The following is a 19,848-nucleotide window of genomic DNA, read 5'->3' as shown; positions in this document are numbered from 1 at the left end:
AATAAACTACTGAACTAACAAATTACACCCTCTAATATCGGCATTATCAAACCTACCGAGTACCTCAAAACTTCCATCTTTGTAAAGTTTACCTAGATCTTGTGTTGCGATAAATGCGCAAGAATTAACATTTGCTAAATCAATTACGTTTATGCCACCCGTTTGCTTGTTGCCTACTAATGTAAGCGGGTCGTAGGTATCTCTTAGTAAAATTCTCATCCAAGGGGGGCAATTAAAGATGCCATCCCCATAAGAATAAGCTTGCGAAAGCAATTCAGTCATCCCATATTCGCTATGGATTTTAGCTACCCCAAAGCCTTTACACAAAAGTTGATGTAATTCTTCTCTAACCAGCTCTTTTCGTTTACCTTTCATGCCTCCGGTTTCCATCACCATCAATTCTGGAAAGTGGAGTTGAAATTGCTCTACAAAATCTAATAATGCATAGGTTACTCCAATTAGAATGGTCTTTTGTCTGGTTTTCTGCAATGTTTTAAGTGTTTGATAAAGCTTTGCCAAATCATGTAAAAAATAGCCACTCTTTGGATGCTCGCTTTGTTTTAGCAGCGAATCGACCATATAAATTAATGAAGAACCATTGCGTTCTAAATAGGAGGGTAATAAGGCTAGCAAACAGGTATCTTTAATCGAGCCATAAAACTGTTCGAAAGCCTGATTAAAACTTCGTTCATAGAGGTGAATATCTGTAACTAAATGTTTGCTTTGTATTTGTCCACCAGTACCCGAACTGCTAAAGATAATTTCGGGCGGGGCAGTATTGCTCACTACTTCATGGCTTTTAAAAAAATTGATCGGTAAGAACGGAATTTTTCGATAAGAAGTGATCTCATTAGGGTTAACACCCAGGTGATGAATAAATTGGTTATAAACCTTACAATTTTTTGCTTGATGATAAAATGTTGCTAAAGCTGCTTTCTCGAAGGCAGCATCATCTTTTAGGTTGAAAAAATGCTCGGTTTTAATACTCACAGTGCAAAAGTACGGCAATTTTCTGTTTCACTAAAGCGTTTTTTACCATAGGTACATATACACATAACTAGCGTATAAAACTTTGGTTAGTTATTTTTATCCATTGCTTTTCTTCAAAATTACCGCTTTCCTGAAATGATATCCACAAATGCCGCTGAGCCCCGCGGTTACAGCTCCCAAACCACCGGTAATGATTAATACCAAGTACCATAATTTAACACCAAGCATTTCGGCTACCCGAGTGGCCAACACATTACTATTTGGCAAGCTTTTAAACAATGCCACACCTAACCATAGTACTAAAATAGCGAAAAATGGATGCCAAAAAGCAATTTTAGCCGTTTTTCCAATCAGCCCGCAAGTGGCAAAAGAAAGAACGATAACTATCCACCAAGGCAGCACCATTTGGAGGAAAAAAGAAGCAATTAAGATAACTAAAAAAACCATAGCCTATTTTTTTGAGATTTTTAAACGTGAAATAACTTTACCTGATTTATCGTCTTGCGATTGCATAAAAAATAAATCGTACAATTTTCCTTGCGCCCAGGTATCCACCATGTTATCGTAATATGGACTTCCCGGATTTCCTGATTGTCCACCAGGATAAACGCCATGACCCTTTGGCATTTTGCCAAGCTCGATAACCATGCGCCATGATGGACCATTGGTTTCGCTCAGGGCATTAACTGTACTTTTACCTCCACCAATATCGAGTTTTTTTGAACCGAAGCCCGGAATTTTTGCTAAATGCGGAACATTGCTTCCTTTAACATTCCCCCAGTGCCAGTTTTTGCCTATGGATCCGTATTTTTTTTCTAAACTATCACAGGTATACTTAAACGATTCGTTTACTAAATCGTTCAACGTTTCTTTGTTTTTGGTATTGATGTTATCGAACCATACCGAATTGGGTTCTTTTTGAATAAGTTCTATAGTTCGATCACGATTTGGGTAACGCATGGGGATGTCTTTAATTGTAAATTCATCATTCCAGATGTTGTAGAATAATCGTTTGGTCCACAGGTCAAAGATGCTCGCTCCAATTTCTTTTGCTTCGAAAAATTTATTCCACTTTGCAATAGCGTTAAAGGCTTCTTTTTGAGTTGCGTTTAGCTTTGATTGATTAATTGAAGGCAAGATATAAGGGAGTAGATTTTGTGCGGCAATGCTGTACGTGTCCATTTGTAAATTTCGCATGCTATCTACATTGGCTCCCTTCATTACCATTAATCGGTCGTTAATTCGTTTTCCTCTTTCGTAAGGAGAAAACTCCCAATTGATGTAATAAGGGTAGTTTGGATCTGTTGAAGATTGATTGGCTGAGCTTACAAAGTTAAGTGGCGGATTTTTTACCGTAGGGTTTTGTGCTGCAGGAATCCAGCCTTGCCAATCGTTCTTTGGGTCTGAACCATCCAAAATAAACTTGCCTTGGTCTTTCCATTTTAAGGGAAACTTACCATTTGGGGTAATCGCAATGTCGTTTTGATTACTTGCAAAAACAAAATTTTGCGCTGGAGCAGTATAAAAAGTTAAAGCTTTTCGATAATCATCATAATTTTTTCCTCTATTTAAGTAATAGAATGTCATCAACTCGTTCGATTTATCGTGGGCAATCCACCTTAATGCATTACCAATAGGGACGTTATTTGCTCTACTATAGTTGGCTTTTTCAAGATAAACAACTGGGCCTTGATGTGTATAGTAAACGGTATCGATTTCGGTTTTTCCACCAAGTATTTTAATTTGCTCTATTCTTTTGGTGGTATTTTCCCAAGTGTTATTGTACCAATATTGTTGATGCGAATTATCCTTAAATTTAATTTGATAAAAATCGAGCACATCGGCAGCTACATTAGTTACTCCCCAGGCAATATCTTTATTATAGCCAATAATTATTCCGGGTGCACCAGGAAGAGATACACCGTAAGCATTCATTCCAGGCGCATGAAGTTGGATTTGATACCATATAGAAGGTAATGTTAAATCCAAATGTGGGTCGTTCGCTAATATTGGAAATCCCGACGCTGTTTTTGCTCCAGAAACCGCCCAATTGTTGCTTCCAATTCCTTCAACCTTCTGTTTTGTTTCGATGGTAGTACTCATCATTTCGGTAAAGGCTTTTGGCGCTTCTGGAATTGGAAGTGGTTTAAAATCCCATTTGGTGCCTACGGGAATAATAGGGTCTTCTTTAAACGGATAATCAGGAAATAAATTTTTCGTAATTTCTGGCCCAAATTTTTTCAAGATATTAGTCATATAAAATTCATCAGACCCCATGGCGAGTACGGCCGACATTTGTTTTAACAGTAATGCACATTTAATTGGAGTCCAATCTTCTGGCTTAAAGTCGAGAATTTTATATTCAATTGGGTAATTTGCTCTCGATAACGAATGGATATAATCATTGATGCCCTCGGTATAGGCTAAAATCATTTCTCTAGCTTTTGGGTCTTCCATCATCCCTCGTAAAGAATTTTCAGCACCATAAACCATTCCCATTCTACGTTGGTACCGATCTACTTCGATGGCTTTTTCACCTACAACTTCAGAAATCCTTCCGGCCGCAAAACGCGTTTGAAAATCCATTTGCCACAAGCGGTGCATGGCGGTTACATAACCCTGTGCATAATATACATCGTAATCGTTTTTAGCAAAAACATGGGGAATCATACGGTCGTCGAAAATAATATCGATTTCTGCTTTGGCTCCTTTTAGCGCGATCTTGCCATTGGCCTTAAGCTTATTGCTCTCTGCATTTTGCCAAAAACCCGTAAATGGATTTAAAAATCTTAGGATAGGGGGGGTACTGCCAAATTTAGTGTTGAGTGCATAAGCTAATAAAATAGGTATAAGTATGCATAAAAGGGCTTTAACTCTATTCATCAGGTTGAAGTGTTAATTTGGTTTATTTCTGCAATTTACTATAAAATTAATTTTTAATGTAATGAACCGCTAATGATAAAATAATTATTTATCATTTAAAGTTCCATATGCCTATTAAAAAAATAAAGATATACAGATGAAATAAGATTTTGTAAATTAATTTTTAAACAGAATAGAATTTGTTAGTATCGAAATTTGTATTTAAGTTTATATTCAAATAAACAAATATAAACGACTAACGTATGAACAAAATCTTTACAAAAATCATTTTTATGCTTTTTGTGCTCTCCGCGACTGGGATCGCTGCTTATGCACAAAGTATTGTAGTTAGCGGTACCATAACCGACAAATTAACTAAAGAGGCCATTTCGGGAGTAAGTGTAACCATAAAAGGGAAAACAATTGGAACGGCTACAAACGACCGAGGCCAATTTACTTTTAGCACCACAGAGAAGGCACCTTTTACCATTGTTGTTTCTTATTTGGGCTATGTTCCGGTAGAGAGATCAATTTCAGGTAATACTAATAATTTGGCTATTGAACTCGAAATAGGCGCTATTTTGGGTCAAGAGGTAGTAATCTCTGCCTCAAGAACACCTGAGCGTATTTTAGAATCGCCAGTAAGTATTGAGCGCATTAGTAATGCTGCATTAAAAGAGCTTCCTGCACCTTCGTTCTACGATGCCTTAAACAATTTAAAGGGGGTAGAGATGAGCACGCAAAGTTTAACGTTTAAATCGGTAAATACACGTGGTTTTAATGCAAATGGCAATACTCGTTTTAATCAATATATTGATGGAATGGATAATCAAGCACCAGGTTTAAATTTCTCGGTAGGTAATATTGTGGGTATTTCTGATCTTGATGTGGATAATGTGGAGCTACTTCCAGGCGCTGCCTCAGCATTATATGGAGCAGGTGGAATTAATGGTACGTTATTGATGACTTCTAAAAACCCATTCCAATATCAAGGGGTAAGTATGCAATATAAAGGCGGTATTAATCACGCTGGCGATAAAACCAATACAGATGGCATACAAGAATACAAACAATTCGACATTCGTTTGGCTAAATCTTGGAATGATAAATGGGGATTCAAAACGTCATTTTCATTCTTACAAGCTAAAGATTGGGCAGCCACCGATACTAGAAATTTCGATAGAACCATTCGTGAGCTAAAAGGTGGAGATCGTAATTCTGACCCCAATTACGATGGGATTAACGTGTATGGCGATGAAATTAGCCAGAATATGATCAACGTAGCACAGAGTGTGCAAAATCAAACGATTTTAGGTATAGCTGCTGCTACAGGAGGTGCAATTCCAAACATTAAATCGATGATTGATGCTACTTTTGGCTCCGTTATCCCAAATGCAGCACAACAATCTGCATTTTTAGCTGGTTTACCAGCTGCATTAAGACCAGCTGTTGGGAATTATTTTCCTTTTTATGTAGGTTTAAAGGCAGGTTTAATTCCTAATCAATTTGTATCTAGAACGGGTTATGCAGAAACTGATTTAGTTGATTATGATACAAAATCATTAAAAACATCAACTTCATTGCACTATAAATTTAGCAATGCAGTTGAAGCGATTGCACAAGCAAATTGGGGAACAGGTACTTCGGTTTACACTGGAACAGATCGCTATTCGTTAAGAAATTTCAGCATTGGTCAGTATAAACTGGAATTAAAAGGAAAGGATTTTTTCTTAAGGGGATACACTACTCAAGAGCGTTCTGGAGAAGCATATAATGCTACTATATTAGGAACATTCATTAATGAAGCTTGGAAAGCAAGCACAACTTGGTTCCCTCAATACATTGCAAATTATGTAGGTGCAAGAGCAAGTGGACAAGCAGATGCTGCTGCACAATCTTTTGCGCGTTCGCAAGCAGATATTGGGCGCTTAGTTCCAGGCTCTGCTGGTTTCGAAACGGCCAAGAGCGCAATTGCATCAAAAACTATAGGCCCAGCAAATGGCGCTAAGTTTAACGATAAAACAAACCTATTCCATTACGAGGGGATGTATAACTTCTCAAACGCTTTAAATAATGTGGTAGATTTACAAGTAGGTGCGTCTTATCGCGATTATTTCTTACATTCTGATGGTACTATTTTCGACGATGCTACACGCGACATCACCATTGGTGAGTATGGAGCATTTGTTCAAGTTGGTAAAAAGTTAACCGACAAATTTAAAATGACAGTTGCTGGTCGCTACGATAAAAGCCAAAATTTCGAAGGCCGTTTAACCCCTCGTATTACAGGTGTGTACACGATTGCTCCTAATAATAACTTGAGGATGTCGTATCAAACGGGATATCGTAACCCAACTACACAAGATCAATATATCGATTTAGCCGTAGGTGGAGGTTCAACTCGTTTAATTGGCGGTTTACCAGAATCGATTAACAAGTATGGTTTGAATAGCAATAAGGGGGTATTAGCCTCTAGCTATAAAGCCTTTCTAGCGTCTGTTGCTGCAGGTACTCCAAATCCTGCGTTATTAACACCTTATACCTTTGATGCAGGGGGCCTTCGTCCAGAAAGTGTTCAGTCTTTTGAGTTTGGGTACAAGGGCTTGGCAACATCAAGATTATTGATTGATGCCTATGCTTACTATAATATCTATAAGGACTTTATTGGTGGGGTCGATTTATACCAAAATCCAACAACTACTGCGGTTAAATTTAGCGTTCCAGTTAACCTTGCCGGAAATGTGAAATCGTATGGTGGTGCATTCGGATTAGATTACCTATCTGGAAAATGGACTTACAATGCAAATGCTTCGTACAATAAAATTGGTGATACACCAACTAGTTTCGACAATAACTTTAATACCCCAGAGTGGAGATTTAATGCAGGGGTTGGTAATAAAGAAATCGCTAAAAACGTTGGCTTTAACATCCAGTACCGCTGGCAAGATAAGTTCTTATGGAACTCTACCTTTGCAAGAGGAATTGTGCCTTCTTATTCAACATTCGACGCGCAGGTTAACTTAAGAGTGCCAGCTGTTAAATCGATGATTAAATTGGGTGGTTCTAATATCTTAAATAAATACTACGCAACCTCATTCGGAAATCCGATGGTTGGTGCAATTTATTATGTAGGGCTAACGTATAATCCTTAATTAGTCTTGAGCCTGAAGTCCTAAGTCTTGGGCGCATAAAGAGTTCTCCGAAATAATCGGGGAGCTCTTTATTTTTTAACTGCATTTTTACCCAAACGCATACAAAAATTTAGCTCATAACCTGTAGCCTCATTATCTTAATATTAGCTCTGTTTTGCATCTTGCATTCAATCTTGGCAATGGTTTTGATGATAATTTAAAAAGCTAAACTATGGCAGTTCTAAAAGCATGGCAGATTAGTCAATTCGCTAGGTTCAGCTTAATGTCCGAACAAAATGAAGAATGGAAGGGTATAAGATGTTAAATAAAAACCATAAAATCATCATCTATCAAATGTTTGTGCGTTATTTTGGAAATAGAAATACCACGAATACCTATAATGGTTCGATTGAAGAAAATGGAAGTGGAAAATTTAATGATATAAACGAAAGGGCGTTAACTGCACTAAAAGAATTGGGGATAGATTACATATGGTATACGGGCGTAATTGAACATGCAACCACAACCGATTATACCGCTTTCGGCATAAAGAATGATAACCCGGGCATTATAAAGGGCAGGGCAGGCTCTCCTTTTGCGATAAAAGATTATTACGATGTTGCTCCTGATCTTGCGATGGATGTAAACAAGCGAATGGCCGAATATGAAGCTTTAATTAAACGAACACACGCATTAGGCATGAAGGTTTTGATGGATTTTGTACCTAATCATGTGGCAAGGTCATATTATTCTGATGTTAAATCCCCTACTATTAAAAATTTTGGTGAAAATGATGATGTAAATTGCCGTTTTGATCCAAAAAATGATTTTTATTATATCCCAAATGAAAAGTTTATTGCACCAATAGGGGATTTTGATGAATTCCCTGCTAAAGCGACAGGTAATAATGTATTTAGTGCCACACCAAGTATAAACGATTGGTTCGAAACCATTAAGTTAAATTATGGTGTAGATATGCAGAATAAGACGAAAAATTTTTTCCCACAACCGCCCGTATGGAAAAAAATGCGAGATATATTAGCTTTTTGGGCAGCCAAGGGTGTAAATGGTTTTCGATGCGACATGGCCGAATTTGTTCCTGTCGAATTTTGGAACTGGGTAATCACCGATCTTAAAAAGAAATATCCTCATTTAATTTTTATTGGTGAGGCCTATGAAAGAAAGGGGTACAGAAATTTTATTTTCAACGGAAAATTCAGTTATTTATACGATAAAGTAGGCTTATACGATAGCTTAAAGCGGTTAATTCGAGCAGATCAACATGCAGATGTTAACGAAATTACTTACGTTTGGAAGCACGAAAGCAATGGCTTTTCTGATCACATGCTTCGCTTTCTAGAAAACCATGATGAAACCCGTATCGCTTCGAAAGATTTTGCCGGTAATCCATGGTATGCTGTGCCTGGAATGGTGATTACTGCAACGTTAGCAGGTGGGCCTGTAATGATTTTTAATGGACAAGAAGTTGGAGAACCTGCTTTAGGTAGCGAAGGGTTTAGTGGAGATGATGGTCGTACAACTATTTTCGACTACTGGGGAATGCCGCAACATCAGAAATGGATGAATAACGGTGCTTTTGATGGCGGCCAGTTAAGCGAAGAAGATAAAAATCTTCGAGCTTTTTATGCAAAACTGCTCAATATAGCTAAAACAAATGAAGCGATTTCGCATGGAGATTTTCATGAGATTTTAGCAGGACAGAATGTATATGCTTTTGTGCGGTATACTTCAGAAAAACGTGTATTAATTATAAGTAATTTTAACCGATCTGCTATTTCATTAACCCTTAAATTTCCGACTCCGATATTAATTAAACTTAATATTAACAAAAACACAATTTCGTTTACCGATCTTTTAACAGAAACAGTTCTTGTAGCTAAAGATATTAACGAAGGGTTAAACATTAACATGCCAGCTAGCGGGGCTGGAATATTTGAGTTTTAAGGTTTTATCCACAGATGATTTTTTTAACACAGAAAGAGGAGTTTTATTTTTTAACCGCAAATAACACGTAGTGCGCATAGTTTATGAGGCCATGTTAAAAATACATTCTGATCAATAAACGGTATAAGGAGCGCATAAGGTCTGGCGTCCAACATATATCGTATTCCGTTTCTTATATGGTAAAAAACAAACCCTCGGTGTTTTCTGTGAAAATCACTCTGTGCGCGCTGTGTTAAAAATCAAAAAAAACCTCTTTTTATATAGATTTTTTAATATGTTTATTTTATGGAAGACGAAATCAATAACGAAAACATCGAAATAGCAAAAATAGATCCTATTGAAGAAGATATTATTCAGCATTTAAATAATCCGGTAGCTAACCTCAAACCCATAGTTAAAGAATATTTAACAGAAGTTAAAAAGGTAAAGAAAGAAAATAACAGATTTTATTTTTCGGATGGCAATGCCAAAGTAGAAGTTAGGGTGGTTAGCGACGAAATTATTAGAGTTCGATTGGCTCCACATGGTGTTTTTCTAGACGATTTTTCTTATGCTGTTCAGCAGGTAGATCAAAAAGTAACTACTTTTAGTTTTAAGGAAAGCGACGATTTTTACGCCATTTCTACCAATACCATAACCTGTAAAATTAATAAAGCCGATTTTTTCATTTCTTTTTCTGATAATTTAACCGGAAAAGTAATGAGCAAAGACGCATCGGCCATGCATTGGGAAGAGAATGTAGAATTTGGAGGCTACTATGTTTACGCTACAAAGGAATGTTTGTCTGAAGAGAATTTCTTTGGCCTCGGCGATAAGTCGGGCAATATGAACTTGCGAGGACGTAAATTCCAGAATTGGAATACGGATGCCTATTCTTTTGGCTGGGATCAAGACCCCTTATACCGTACCATCCCATTCTATATTGGAATTCACGAAGCTGCTGCATATGGAATTTTCTTCGATAATACCTTCCGCTCGTATTTCGATTTTGGAAAAGAAAATAATGTAAAAACCAGCTTTTGGGCCGATGGAGGAGAGCTTCAATATTATTATATCCATGGGCCACACATGATGGATGTGGTTAAGCGGTATCAGACTTTAACTGGAACGCATCAATTGCCGCCAAAATGGGCTTTGGGTTTTCATCAATGCCGATGGAGTTATTATCCAGAAACAAAGGTGAGGGAAATTGCTCAAGGGTTTAGAGATTACAAAATCCCATGCGATGCCATTTATCTCGATATCGATTATATGGATGGCTACCGCTGTTTTACCTGGAATAAAAAATACTTCCCGGATCCTAAAGGCATGATCAAAGATTTGGCCAATATGGGGATGAAAACCGTAGTGATGATCGACCCTGGAATTAAGGTAGACGATAATTATTGGGTATTTAAAGAAGGGAAAGAAAATAATTATTTCTGTCGCCGAAGCGACGATTACTTTATGGAAGGTCATGTTTGGCCGGGCCGTTGCCAGTTTCCAGATTTTACCAACCCAAAAGTAAGAGAGTGGTGGGGTGGCTTGTATAAGGAATTAATCGATATTGGCGTTGCTGGATTTTGGAACGATATGAATGAGCCTGCCGTTTTTGGTGCTGGTACTTTTCCTAACGATGTACGCCATAATTACGATGGTTATCGCGGCTCTCATCGGAAAGCACATAATATTTATGGTATGCAGATGGTGCGTTCTACTTACGATGGGTTAAAAAAATTAATGCGGAATAAGCGTCCTTTTACCATTACAAGAGCTGGCTATTCGGGCGTACAACGCTATGCGTGTGTGTGGACGGGTGATAATGTTGCCACTTGGGAACATTTAAAATTAGGGAATATCCAATGTCAACGTATGTCGGTTTCGGGTGTGCCTTTTGTAGGTACCGATATAGGAGGCTTTAGTGGAGAACCAGATGGCGAATTATTTACGAGATGGATACAATTAGGCACATTCTCGCCATTTATGCGTGCACATTCTGCCGGAGATACTTCTGAAAGAGAGCCGTGGAGCTTTGGTGAGCCTTTTACAAGCATTAATCGAAAGTTTATAGAATTAAGGTATCAATTAATGCCTTATATTTATTCTGTATTTTGGGAGCATCATCGCTATGGTTTTCCAATTTTAAGACCCTTGGCGATGCTTGAACAAGAACATATTAGCAACCATTTCCGTCAAGATGAATTTACCTTTGGCGATAAAATTTTGGTTTGCCCGGTTTTAGAACAAGGCGCTATTTCTAGGTTGGTGTATTTGCCTCGTGGACAATGGTATAATTTCTGGACGCACGAATTGTTGAACGGAGAGAACGAATATACTGTATCGGCTCCGCTCGAAGATATGCCATTATTTGTACGTGCTGGTTCGGTTATCCCTGAATATCCAATCATGCAATATGTTGGTGAAAAACCAATTGATGAGGTTTGGTTAAATATTTATTATGCAGGGTATGAGGTAAATTCGTTCTTGTTCGAAGATCATGGCGATACATTTGCCTATGAACAAGACATTTACCTGGAAAAAAAATTCAGTGTGAAAGGAGATGGCAAAAATCTGTTTATCGAGCAAAGAACTGAAGGTTTATATACCCCAAATTACGAGTTGTACGATTACAATGTAATTGGTTTGCCTTTTGCAGTGAGTAAGATCTTTGTTGATGATAAAGAAGTGAGCGATTTTACAATTGATGAACGCAAGCGACTGAAATTTAAGTCGAACAAGAATTTTGTTCAGATTAAGATTATTGGGGTGTAGTTTTACCAACGAGTACTATAATTCGAGAAAACGGACCCTAAAATAGGAAAACCGATATATTTTTGTTAAAAAACTATGAAAGCAAAACCCCAAACGCCAGTTGCCACTCGCTTAACCCAACCGGTTTGGGAGCATAGTTTATTTACCACATTCGACATCGACTTATTCCTCTTAGGAAAACATTTTCGTTTATACGAAAAAATGGGTGCCCATTTATGTCAGCTTCATAAAGTTAACGGCACTTATTTTGCCGTTTGGGCGCCCAATGCTCAAGCAGTTACGGTAATTGGTAATTTTAACAATTGGAGCCGAAACACCCATTACCTCAATAAAAGGCAAGACCACTCGGGTATTTGGGAAGGTTTTATCCCTAATATAAGTAAAGGAGAGGTTTATAAATACTACATCAAAGGTTTTGAGGGCAGCGACATCGAAAAAGGAGATCCCTATGCATTGCGTTGGGAGCATCCGCCTCAAAAGGCATCTATAGTTTGGGATACGAATTACACGTGGAAAGATAAATCGTGGCTTACTAAACGCCCAAAATTAAACGCCTTAAACAAACCCATTTCGGTCTACGAAATTCATTTAGGCTCTTGGCAACGCGATCCGGCTAATCCAGAGCGGGTATTAAGCTATGGAGAAATTGCAAACACATTGGTGCCCTACGTTTTAGAAATGGGCTTTACCCATGTAGAGTTTATGCCCATCATGGAATATCCCTATTACCCATCCTGGGGATATCAGATTACGGGCTATTTTGCGGCAAGTTCTCGACATGGCCATCCACAAGATTTAATGTTTTTGATTGAGGAATTGCACAAAAACAACATTGCGGTAATCTTAGACTGGGTACCTTCTCATTTTCCAGGTGATGCCAATGGATTGTTCCAGTTCGATGGGACACATTTATATGAGCATGCCGATATGCGCAAGGGTTTTCATCCCGATTGGAAATCGTACATATTTAACTATGATCGAAATGAAGTGCGTTCTTTCCTAATCAGTAATGCCTTGTTTTGGATCGATCAGTTTCATGCGGATGGATTAAGAGTGGACGCCGTAGCTTCTATGCTTTATTTCGATTTTTCGCGTACGCCAGAAGAAGCAGGTACGAATGAGTTTGGGGGAAGCGAAAACTTAGGGGCAATTACTTTTCTTAAAGATTTAAATGAAGCCATATATGGCAATTATAAAGGCGTACATACCATTGCAGAAGAAAGTAGCACCTTTGATGGGGTAACTCGTCCGGTATATGCGGGCGGACTAGGTTTTGGCATGAAATGGATGATGGGGTGGATGAACGATACGTTGAAGTATTTCAAAACGGATCCGATTGGACGGAAATTTAATCACCATCAATTAACTTTTAGCATAACTTATGCCTTTACCGAAAATTTTATGCTTCCTTTTTCGCATGATGAAGTGGTGCACGGTAAATCGTCAATGATTTATAAAATGCCAGGCGATGAATGGCAGAAGTTTGCGAATTTAAGAACGCTGTATGCCTATATGTTTACCCATCCGGGTACAAAACTCTTATTTATGGGCAATGAATTTGCGCAAACTACAGAATGGAATTTTACTGAATCATTAAATTGGGATTTATTGCAATATCCGCCTCATTCAGGCATGCAACAAATGGTAAAGGCACTAAATCAACTGTATAAAAGTGAACCAGCATTGTACCATTATAACTTTTCTTACGATGGTTTCGATTGGATAAATGCCGATGATGTTGAAAATTCAGTATATAGCTATGCGCGTAAATCGGATAAGGCAAAGGATACTTTATTGGTGATAATTAATGTTACCCCTGTTTATCGCGAAAACTACCGAATTGGGGTGCCAAGCAAAGGCAAGTGGAAAGAGGTTTTTAATACCGATGCAGCTGAGTTTTTTGGGAGTGGAAAACGAAATGAAGAGGTTTTAGTTGCCGAAACAGTTGAATATAATGGGCAGAAACAATCTATCTTAATTAATGTGCCACCTTTGGGGGTTACGATTTTTAAAAAGGGTATTAATTAGCTAATTTGAGGATTTGTTAATGAGTATGCCCTACCGTCATTCGAAGGTCGGCCCACCGAGCGATTGGTGTAAGATGATTTATGTTAAGCTTATTTTTGTTTAATCAATTTTACTATATTTATGATTCAAAATTATTTAAAAGTTAACTTTCACCAAGCAATATTTTGTTGACGCGCTCAGAGATAGTAAAAAGAATAAACAGAACCGCAAATTGGTTTTTAACAAAGCCAAAGATGACTGGGTTCTTGTTTTTTTTCTTTTTACTTCTCTTCATTATATTGTTTGTTATGCAGCGGTATGAGTTGTTTAAGGAGAACAAAAATCGTGAGATTTCGTCAATATTAAATCAAGTTGAAGAAAATATAGAGCAATCACTAAAAAATAATTATACCGTATCACTTACCCTTGCGCTAACCATTGGCGAAAAGGGCGAGCCGAGAAATTTTAACTCGGTAGCCGAAAAGTTAATTCGTTCTAATCCTCAATTACAAGCAGTACAGTTGGTTCCCGATGGGGTTATAAAGTATATTTATCCTTTAAAAGGGAACGAAAAAGCATTAAATCTAGACCTTTTTAAAAGTGTTCCGGAAACAGTTTCTGAGGTAACTAAAGCCATTAAGAGCAAAAAAATGTATTACCAAGGGCCGGTAGTGCTTAATCAGGGCGGAACCGGACTAGTAGGTAGATTGCCTGTTTTCATTAATAATAAATTTTGGGGCTTTTCTGCAATAGTAATCAAACTAGATACTTTTTTTAAATCTGCCGGAATTGATAATACGAAATATAAAGATTATCAGTTCCGATTTTCTAAACAGAATTCGACCACTAAGAAGGAAGAATTTTTCCTTGATTTTGAGGATCCAAGTAAATTCCAACAATCGAAATCTATAGTTTTTCCCGATGGCGATTGGAAACTGTATGTTATCTATGTAAATCGTTTCGATGTTTGGTTTCAGCTTATTTCGACTGTCGTTTTTGGATTGAGCTTAGCTATACTTTCGAGTTATTTGTTAACTCGTTTAATCATTAAACAGGCCGACTTGCAGCAAATGTTTAAGCAGCAGGGCAAGCTTTTAATCAATACAGAGAGCAAGTTTAAGGGTATTTTCGATAACGCAGCAATTGGTATTGCAAGAGTTAATTCGAAAACAGGGGAATTATTAGAGGTAAATAAATATTTGTGCGAATTTTTGGGCTTCACGGCCGAGGAGTTGATTAATAAAAAGATAAAAACGTTAATACATCCCGATGATGTGGAAGAAGAATCGAGGCTTTTTAAACTGTTTATCAATGGTGAAATACGACAGATTAACGATGAAAAACGTTACGTAAGTAAAACGGGTGACGTAAAATGGGGCAGTGTTATCATTACACCGCTTTGGAAAACTGGTGAAGAACCTACCAATCATATTATTATTTTGGAAGATTCAAGTGCGCGAAAGGCTGCTGCACAAGTTTTAGTTGAGTCGCAACATCGAATTCAATCGCTAATTAACACGATTGATGGTATTGTATGGGAAAGTTACATTGAACCATACGAATCAATCTTTATCAGTAAAAAGGTAGAAGATATTTTAGGGTATTCCGTAAAACAATGGAAAAGCAGTCCGACTTTTTGGATAGACCACTTGTATCCAGAAGATAGAGATATGATGGTTGAGTACCTGAACAACAATATCATCAAGAAAAAACAATTGGATGCAGAGTATAGAATTTTTGCAAAGGACGGCTCAATTGTATGGATTCGCGATATTGTTTCGGTAATTGAAGAGCATGGGCAGCCCGTAAAGCTAAGGGGTATTATGATCGATATTACCACGCAAAAGCAGGCTGAAGTGGCATTAAATCATTCGTTTAACTTGGTAACCGAGCAAAACAAGCGATTATTGAACTTTTCGTATATCGTTTCTCATAATTTACGATCGCATGCTAGTAATATTCAAGGTATTACCGAGCTCATTGAGAACGCGGCATCAGCGAAAGAGCGTAAAGAGATGATTCAACTATTAAAAACGGTGGCCGAAAACCTGAACGAAACCCTGCTTAACCTTAATAATGTGGTGAATATTCAAAGCAGCATCGATATTGTGTTAGAACCTTTGAATCTGAACGATTACATACAACGAACATTATCTACACTTAACGCTCAAATTTTAAATCGAAAAGTAGCTATTATCAATAAAGTAAACGAAAACGTCTTGATCAATTATAACCGGGCTTACTTAGAAAGCATTTTATTGAATTTAATTTCGAACGCTATTCGGTATAGTCATGCCGATCGCGATCCAGTGATTTCTTTAACCTGTTTTGAAGAGAATGGTCAACAAGTGCTTAGGGTATCTGACAATGGAATTGGTATCGATCTAAAAAAATATGGCGAGAAAATGTTTGGGATGTATCAAACCTTTAATGGTAATGCCGATGCTAGGGGCTATGGATTATTCATCACTAAAAACCAGATCGAAGCTATGGGTGGTAAGATTGAAGTAGAAAGTCAAGTTAACAAAGGGACTACTTTTAAGATTTATTTTAAGAGCTAGCCTGTTGGCCAAACAACTCAGCGCTCTAATCTTTACGATTATTTATTACCGTTTATAGATAAATTGCACAGATTTGAATACTAACTTGAACATTGAAGCAGACGTTGCTGCTATTGGTAGCATAGATGTGGTAAGCGCACTCTTAGAGGTGGTTTGTCGTACCACGGGGATGGGTTTCGCCGCAATTGCACGGGTAACAGAAGAGCGATGGGTGGCCTGTGCGGTTAGAGACGAAATACAATTTGGTCTATTGCCTGGGGGTGAATTAAAAGTCGAAACTACCCTTTGTCACGAAATCCGTCAGCATAAAATGCCTATTGTTATTAATAATGTGGCAAAGGATGAGGTTTACGCCAATCACCATACCCCAAAACTATACGGATTGCAGAGCTATATTTCTATACCCATTACTACCAAAAGTGGCGTGTTTTTTGGTACACTTTGTGCAATAGACCCCAATCCTGCCGATATTAACAAGGCCGAAATTATAAACATGTTTGTGCTTTTTGCCGATTTAATTGCTTTTCATTTGCATGCCATTAATGAATTGGAGTTAAAAGAAGCGCAATTGGTTGAAGCTAAAAAAACGGCAGAATTAAGAGATAAATTTATTGCCATTTTGGGTCACGATTTGCGTAATCCGGTTGGTGCTATTTTAAATGTATCAGAACTTTTATTACGCATGCCGGTAGAAGATCGGGTAAAACGGATGGCTACGATTGTGCAAACCTCTACACAGCGAATGAGGAGTTTAATAGAAAATATCCTCGATTTTGCTAGAGGCCATTTAGGTGAGGGCATAAAACTAAATTTAAGTAATGATGAACAATTAGAAGCCACACTTTTACACATTGTGGAAGAACTTCGACTGGTTTCACCAGATTATATTATTGAAACAAAATTTACTTTAGAACAAAATTTTAATTGCGATGGAAAACGCATGGCACAACTTTTATCTAATTTGCTTGGCAATGCTTTAACGCATGGCAAAAGTGGTGCTCCCGTACAGGTGGTGGTTTCTGCCATTGGCGATGAATTTTTATTAAGTGTAACTAACGAAGGAAATAGAATTGATGAGCGTGTGATGGAGCGATTATTTCAACCCTTTTATAAAGGCGATATCGAACCTACTCAGCGTGGTTTAGGATTGGGCTTGTATATTGCTGCAGAAATTGCAAAAGCCCATAAAGGTAAGCTCGAAGTACACTCTACAGATGAATTTACTTGCTTTACGTTTAAAATGGTTATTTAGTTTATGGGGTGTTGGTTTTTTGGTCACTACGATGTTCCCATTCTTCGGCTTTCTTATGCTCTTCTATGGCATAATCATTCGCTTCTTCGTGTAAGGGTGGAAGAAATTCTTTTTGCCCCTTTGCATTAACGCTATTGGGCATCATATCTAGATTTTCTGCTGCGGGCTTTGCCTCACTTTGTTTTTTGGCAATATCGTTTTCATGCGCTTCTTGATCATGATTTTTGCCTAATCCTGCGATATTTTCGTTGATATCCATTGCTGTAGCTTTTTAGTTCGAAAGGAATAACAAGGCTGATGGAAAAAGGTTTGTGAAAAAAAATAGTTATCTTGTGATACGCTAATCTTAATATCATGCTGCGAGAAATTAGTAATAAGAATCTGCTTTATGGAAGTTGTTTATTGACGGCTTTTTTTGGCTTTTTGCTTCTAGATACCTTTGTTCTGCATTTAACATTTGTGTTAATAGGTGTTTTTCGACAGCTATTAACTATTCCTGCGCTGGTGCTCTTGCTTTTTATGCTGGTGCTAACTTCCATTAGATGGGTTAAAGCGAAATTTAAGATAAACGGTTATTTATTTTGGTCGCTTAGTCTTTTGTTGATTATCGCTACCACGCTAGCGTTGGTAACGGTTTTTGAATGAAGCTTAAATTTCGCCTACTAAAGTTAGTACCGAATTAGCGAAACCATTTAGTCCTAGCCTTGCTCCCTTAGGCTTAGGTTCAACTGGTAGAACCGTTGCAAATAACCTAATTGAACAGCTTGCCATGAAAGAAATTATGTCAAATCCTCATGTTGGAACTATGGTCAGTCTTCCGCCCCTTGCTGACTCAAGATGGTTTGGTTGGAGGAAGATGACAAATACAAATGCACATGGCGTGGAAATACACGATGTAGAAAAATTCGAGAATGGCGTAATTGTCGCAGTTGATGACTTTAAATTTAAATAGTAATGACGCAAATCGGAGAAGTAATAACATTGGAAACTAATAGTGTTTCAGAAAGTCTATTCTTTAATGTTGATTATTTAGTTGAAGATTACTTCACTATTAAAGTCTCAGTTATTTCAAATGGGTTTTCAGGAGCTTCAAACTTTTGTTTTAATCGTATAGATATATTAACATTTGTTGACCAGCTATCAAGAATGTATGATTTATTGGACGGAACTGCTACAATTAGAGATACAGATTCCGATGGTTTTTTAGAATTTAAAGCTAATGATTTAGGTAGAATAATGGTTTCTGGACAAATTGGTGGAACTCATAACGTGCAATATATAAGATTTGGTTTTTCAACTGACCAAACTGCTTAACCTAAATTTATTTCAAGCTTAACTACCTTAACTAGCCATAAAGATTTATAAAAATATCAAGTTATGGCAACATCCTAAATCCATTCCTCTCTCCAAATGGTGGCTTAAGCGGAGAAAGAAGCTAGTTCGATTATCCTAGCGCATAACCACCCAAGCGGAAATATCAATTCAAGTTTGGTAGACACACATAACTAAGAAGCTTAGACAGGCAGGAGAATTACTAGATATAAAAGTATGTGATCACATGATTATCACGAAAGATGGTTTTATAGCTATGCTGATGATGGAATGATGTAAAATTACGGAGACGAGAGATATAATTTTTTGCTAGTACGGGGACGAGAAGTAAATAAATAGGGACGAGAACATAGCAAATGATAATCCAAACCCTTAGATTTGAAAAGAAATTACTAACATATTAATAAACGACTTAAACTATAACCTGCCTTGGTTGGTAATTAAAGCGCATAAAACAACCCTAAAACAAGAAAAGAGATAATCCATCCAGACTTATCTCTTTTTCTAACCAAATATAAACCTGTATGAACGGGTTATTTTTTTATTCCTGTTATGGAATGTAATTTCTTTTTTTGTAGCTGTTAAAATCCTTTAGCAACTAATGATGATACAAATATAGAAATAATTTTTAATGGTGTATAATTTACACTAAGTATTTTTTAATTTATTTATATTTCATGTTATTTCTATGACAAAACTGCTTTTTCAGTATCGATAACTAAGATGTATAACGCAAAATTAGAATAATTGTTTTGCATTTTTTGATATTTAATGTTAAATATTTGTTAAATAAGCGTTGAATTGACGATCATTAAAGGCTTAGCTACTAATTTTTCAGAATATTGATAGGTGAATAATTAATTTACTGGTAAATATTTTTTAACTATAGAAACTCCCAGTAATTAATAACCGCTGTATTAGTGGGGCTTTAATCTGCATGGTTTTACCCAACTGTTGAATGTGATTTTATTATGCAATAAAAAAGCCGCAAGTCATT

General features: G+C 37.2%; 14 protein-coding genes and 1 pseudogene. 10 read left to right on the top strand and 5 right to left on the bottom strand.

The genetic code is table 11. From position 1 onward, the window contains the following. Window positions 1-6 precede the first annotated feature (6 nt). The 3 genes from WG904_RS00070 to WG904_RS00060 form a co-directional block, all read right to left on the bottom strand. Window positions 7-990: a LuxE/PaaK family acyltransferase gene (locus tag WG904_RS00070; protein ID WP_339577257.1), complete on the bottom strand. Its 984-nt coding sequence runs from the start codon at window positions 988-990 to the stop codon at window positions 7-9. Window positions 991-1,086: 96 nt separating this feature from the next. Then, entirely contained in the window at window positions 1,087-1,437 is a 351-nt protein-coding gene (locus WG904_RS00065) for a hypothetical protein (RefSeq protein ID WP_339577256.1), read from the bottom strand. Window positions 1,438-1,440: 3 nt separating this feature from the next. Then, window positions 1,441-3,873, bottom strand: a complete 2,433-nt coding sequence (locus WG904_RS00060) for a penicillin acylase family protein (protein WP_339577255.1) — start codon at window positions 3,871-3,873, stop codon at window positions 1,441-1,443. Window positions 3,874-4,115: 242 nt separating this feature from the next. Between WG904_RS00060 and WG904_RS00055 the strand changes: the two genes are divergently transcribed. The 4 genes from WG904_RS00055 to glgB all read left to right on the top strand — a co-directional run bounded on the left by WG904_RS00055 (window position 4,116) and on the right by glgB (window position 13,727). Beyond that, a complete protein-coding gene (locus tag WG904_RS00055; RefSeq protein WP_339577254.1) occupies window positions 4,116-7,004 on the top strand; it encodes a TonB-dependent receptor in 2,889 nt (962 codons plus the stop codon). Between the two features lie 282 nt (window positions 7,005-7,286). Further along, entirely contained in the window at window positions 7,287-8,948 is a 1,662-nt protein-coding gene (locus WG904_RS00050; RefSeq protein WP_339577253.1) for an alpha-amylase family glycosyl hydrolase, read from the top strand. Window positions 8,949-9,233: 285 nt separating this feature from the next. After that, a complete protein-coding gene (locus WG904_RS00045; RefSeq protein ID WP_339577252.1) occupies window positions 9,234-11,699 on the top strand; it encodes a glycoside hydrolase family 31 protein in 2,466 nt (821 codons plus the stop codon). Window positions 11,700-11,774: 75 nt separating this feature from the next. Further along, window positions 11,775-13,727 (top strand): 1,4-alpha-glucan branching protein GlgB, encoded by a 1,953-nt coding sequence (glgB, locus tag WG904_RS00040; RefSeq protein ID WP_339577251.1) that lies wholly within the window; start codon window positions 11,775-11,777, stop codon window positions 13,725-13,727. Between the two features lie 142 nt (window positions 13,728-13,869). Here the strand turns inward: glgB and WG904_RS00035 are convergent, their stop codons facing one another. After that, a complete protein-coding gene (locus WG904_RS00035) occupies window positions 13,870-14,001 on the bottom strand; it encodes a hypothetical protein (RefSeq protein WP_339577250.1) in 132 nt (43 codons plus the stop codon). Between the two features lie 13 nt (window positions 14,002-14,014). On the opposite strand from WG904_RS00035, the gene WG904_RS00030 reads away from it, so the two are divergent. After that, window positions 14,015-16,267, top strand: coding sequence for a sensor histidine kinase (locus WG904_RS00030; RefSeq protein WP_339577249.1), 2,253 nt, complete (start codon window positions 14,015-14,017; stop codon window positions 16,265-16,267). Window positions 16,268-16,340: 73 nt separating this feature from the next. Further along, window positions 16,341-17,519 (top strand): GAF domain-containing sensor histidine kinase, encoded by a 1,179-nt coding sequence (locus tag WG904_RS00025; RefSeq protein WP_339577248.1) that lies wholly within the window; start codon window positions 16,341-16,343, stop codon window positions 17,517-17,519. Window position 17,520: 1 nt separating this feature from the next. On the opposite strand, the gene WG904_RS00020 is transcribed toward WG904_RS00025, so the two are convergent. Then, window positions 17,521-17,778: a hypothetical protein gene (locus WG904_RS00020; protein WP_339577247.1), complete on the bottom strand. Its 258-nt coding sequence runs from the start codon at window positions 17,776-17,778 to the stop codon at window positions 17,521-17,523. A gap of 95 nt (window positions 17,779-17,873) precedes the next feature. Between WG904_RS00020 and WG904_RS00015 the strand changes: the two genes are divergently transcribed. From WG904_RS00015 to WG904_RS19590, 4 genes and pseudogenes are all read left to right on the top strand, one after another. Continuing rightward, entirely contained in the window at window positions 17,874-18,164 is a 291-nt protein-coding gene (locus WG904_RS00015) for a hypothetical protein (protein ID WP_339577246.1), read from the top strand. Window positions 18,165-18,288: 124 nt separating this feature from the next. Beyond that, window positions 18,289-18,471, top strand: coding sequence for a hypothetical protein (locus tag WG904_RS00010; protein ID WP_339577245.1), 183 nt, complete (start codon window positions 18,289-18,291; stop codon window positions 18,469-18,471). A 2-nt stretch (window positions 18,472-18,473) separates the two neighbouring features. Continuing rightward, window positions 18,474-18,833, top strand: a complete 360-nt coding sequence (locus tag WG904_RS00005) for a WapI family immunity protein (protein WP_339577244.1) — start codon at window positions 18,474-18,476, stop codon at window positions 18,831-18,833. Between the two features lie 123 nt (window positions 18,834-18,956). Beyond that, window positions 18,957-19,125 (top strand): annotated as a pseudogene (locus WG904_RS19590) (JAB domain-containing protein); the annotation flags it as partial. Window positions 19,126-19,848: the final 723 nt, after the last annotated feature.

Origin of the sequence: Pedobacter anseongensis (assembly GCF_037482965.1) — a bacterium.
GTDB lineage: Bacteria > Bacteroidota > Bacteroidia > Sphingobacteriales > Sphingobacteriaceae > Pedobacter > Pedobacter anseongensis.
Note: the sequence above shows the minus strand (reverse complement) of the source record. Positions and strands in the feature narration are given on the sequence as shown.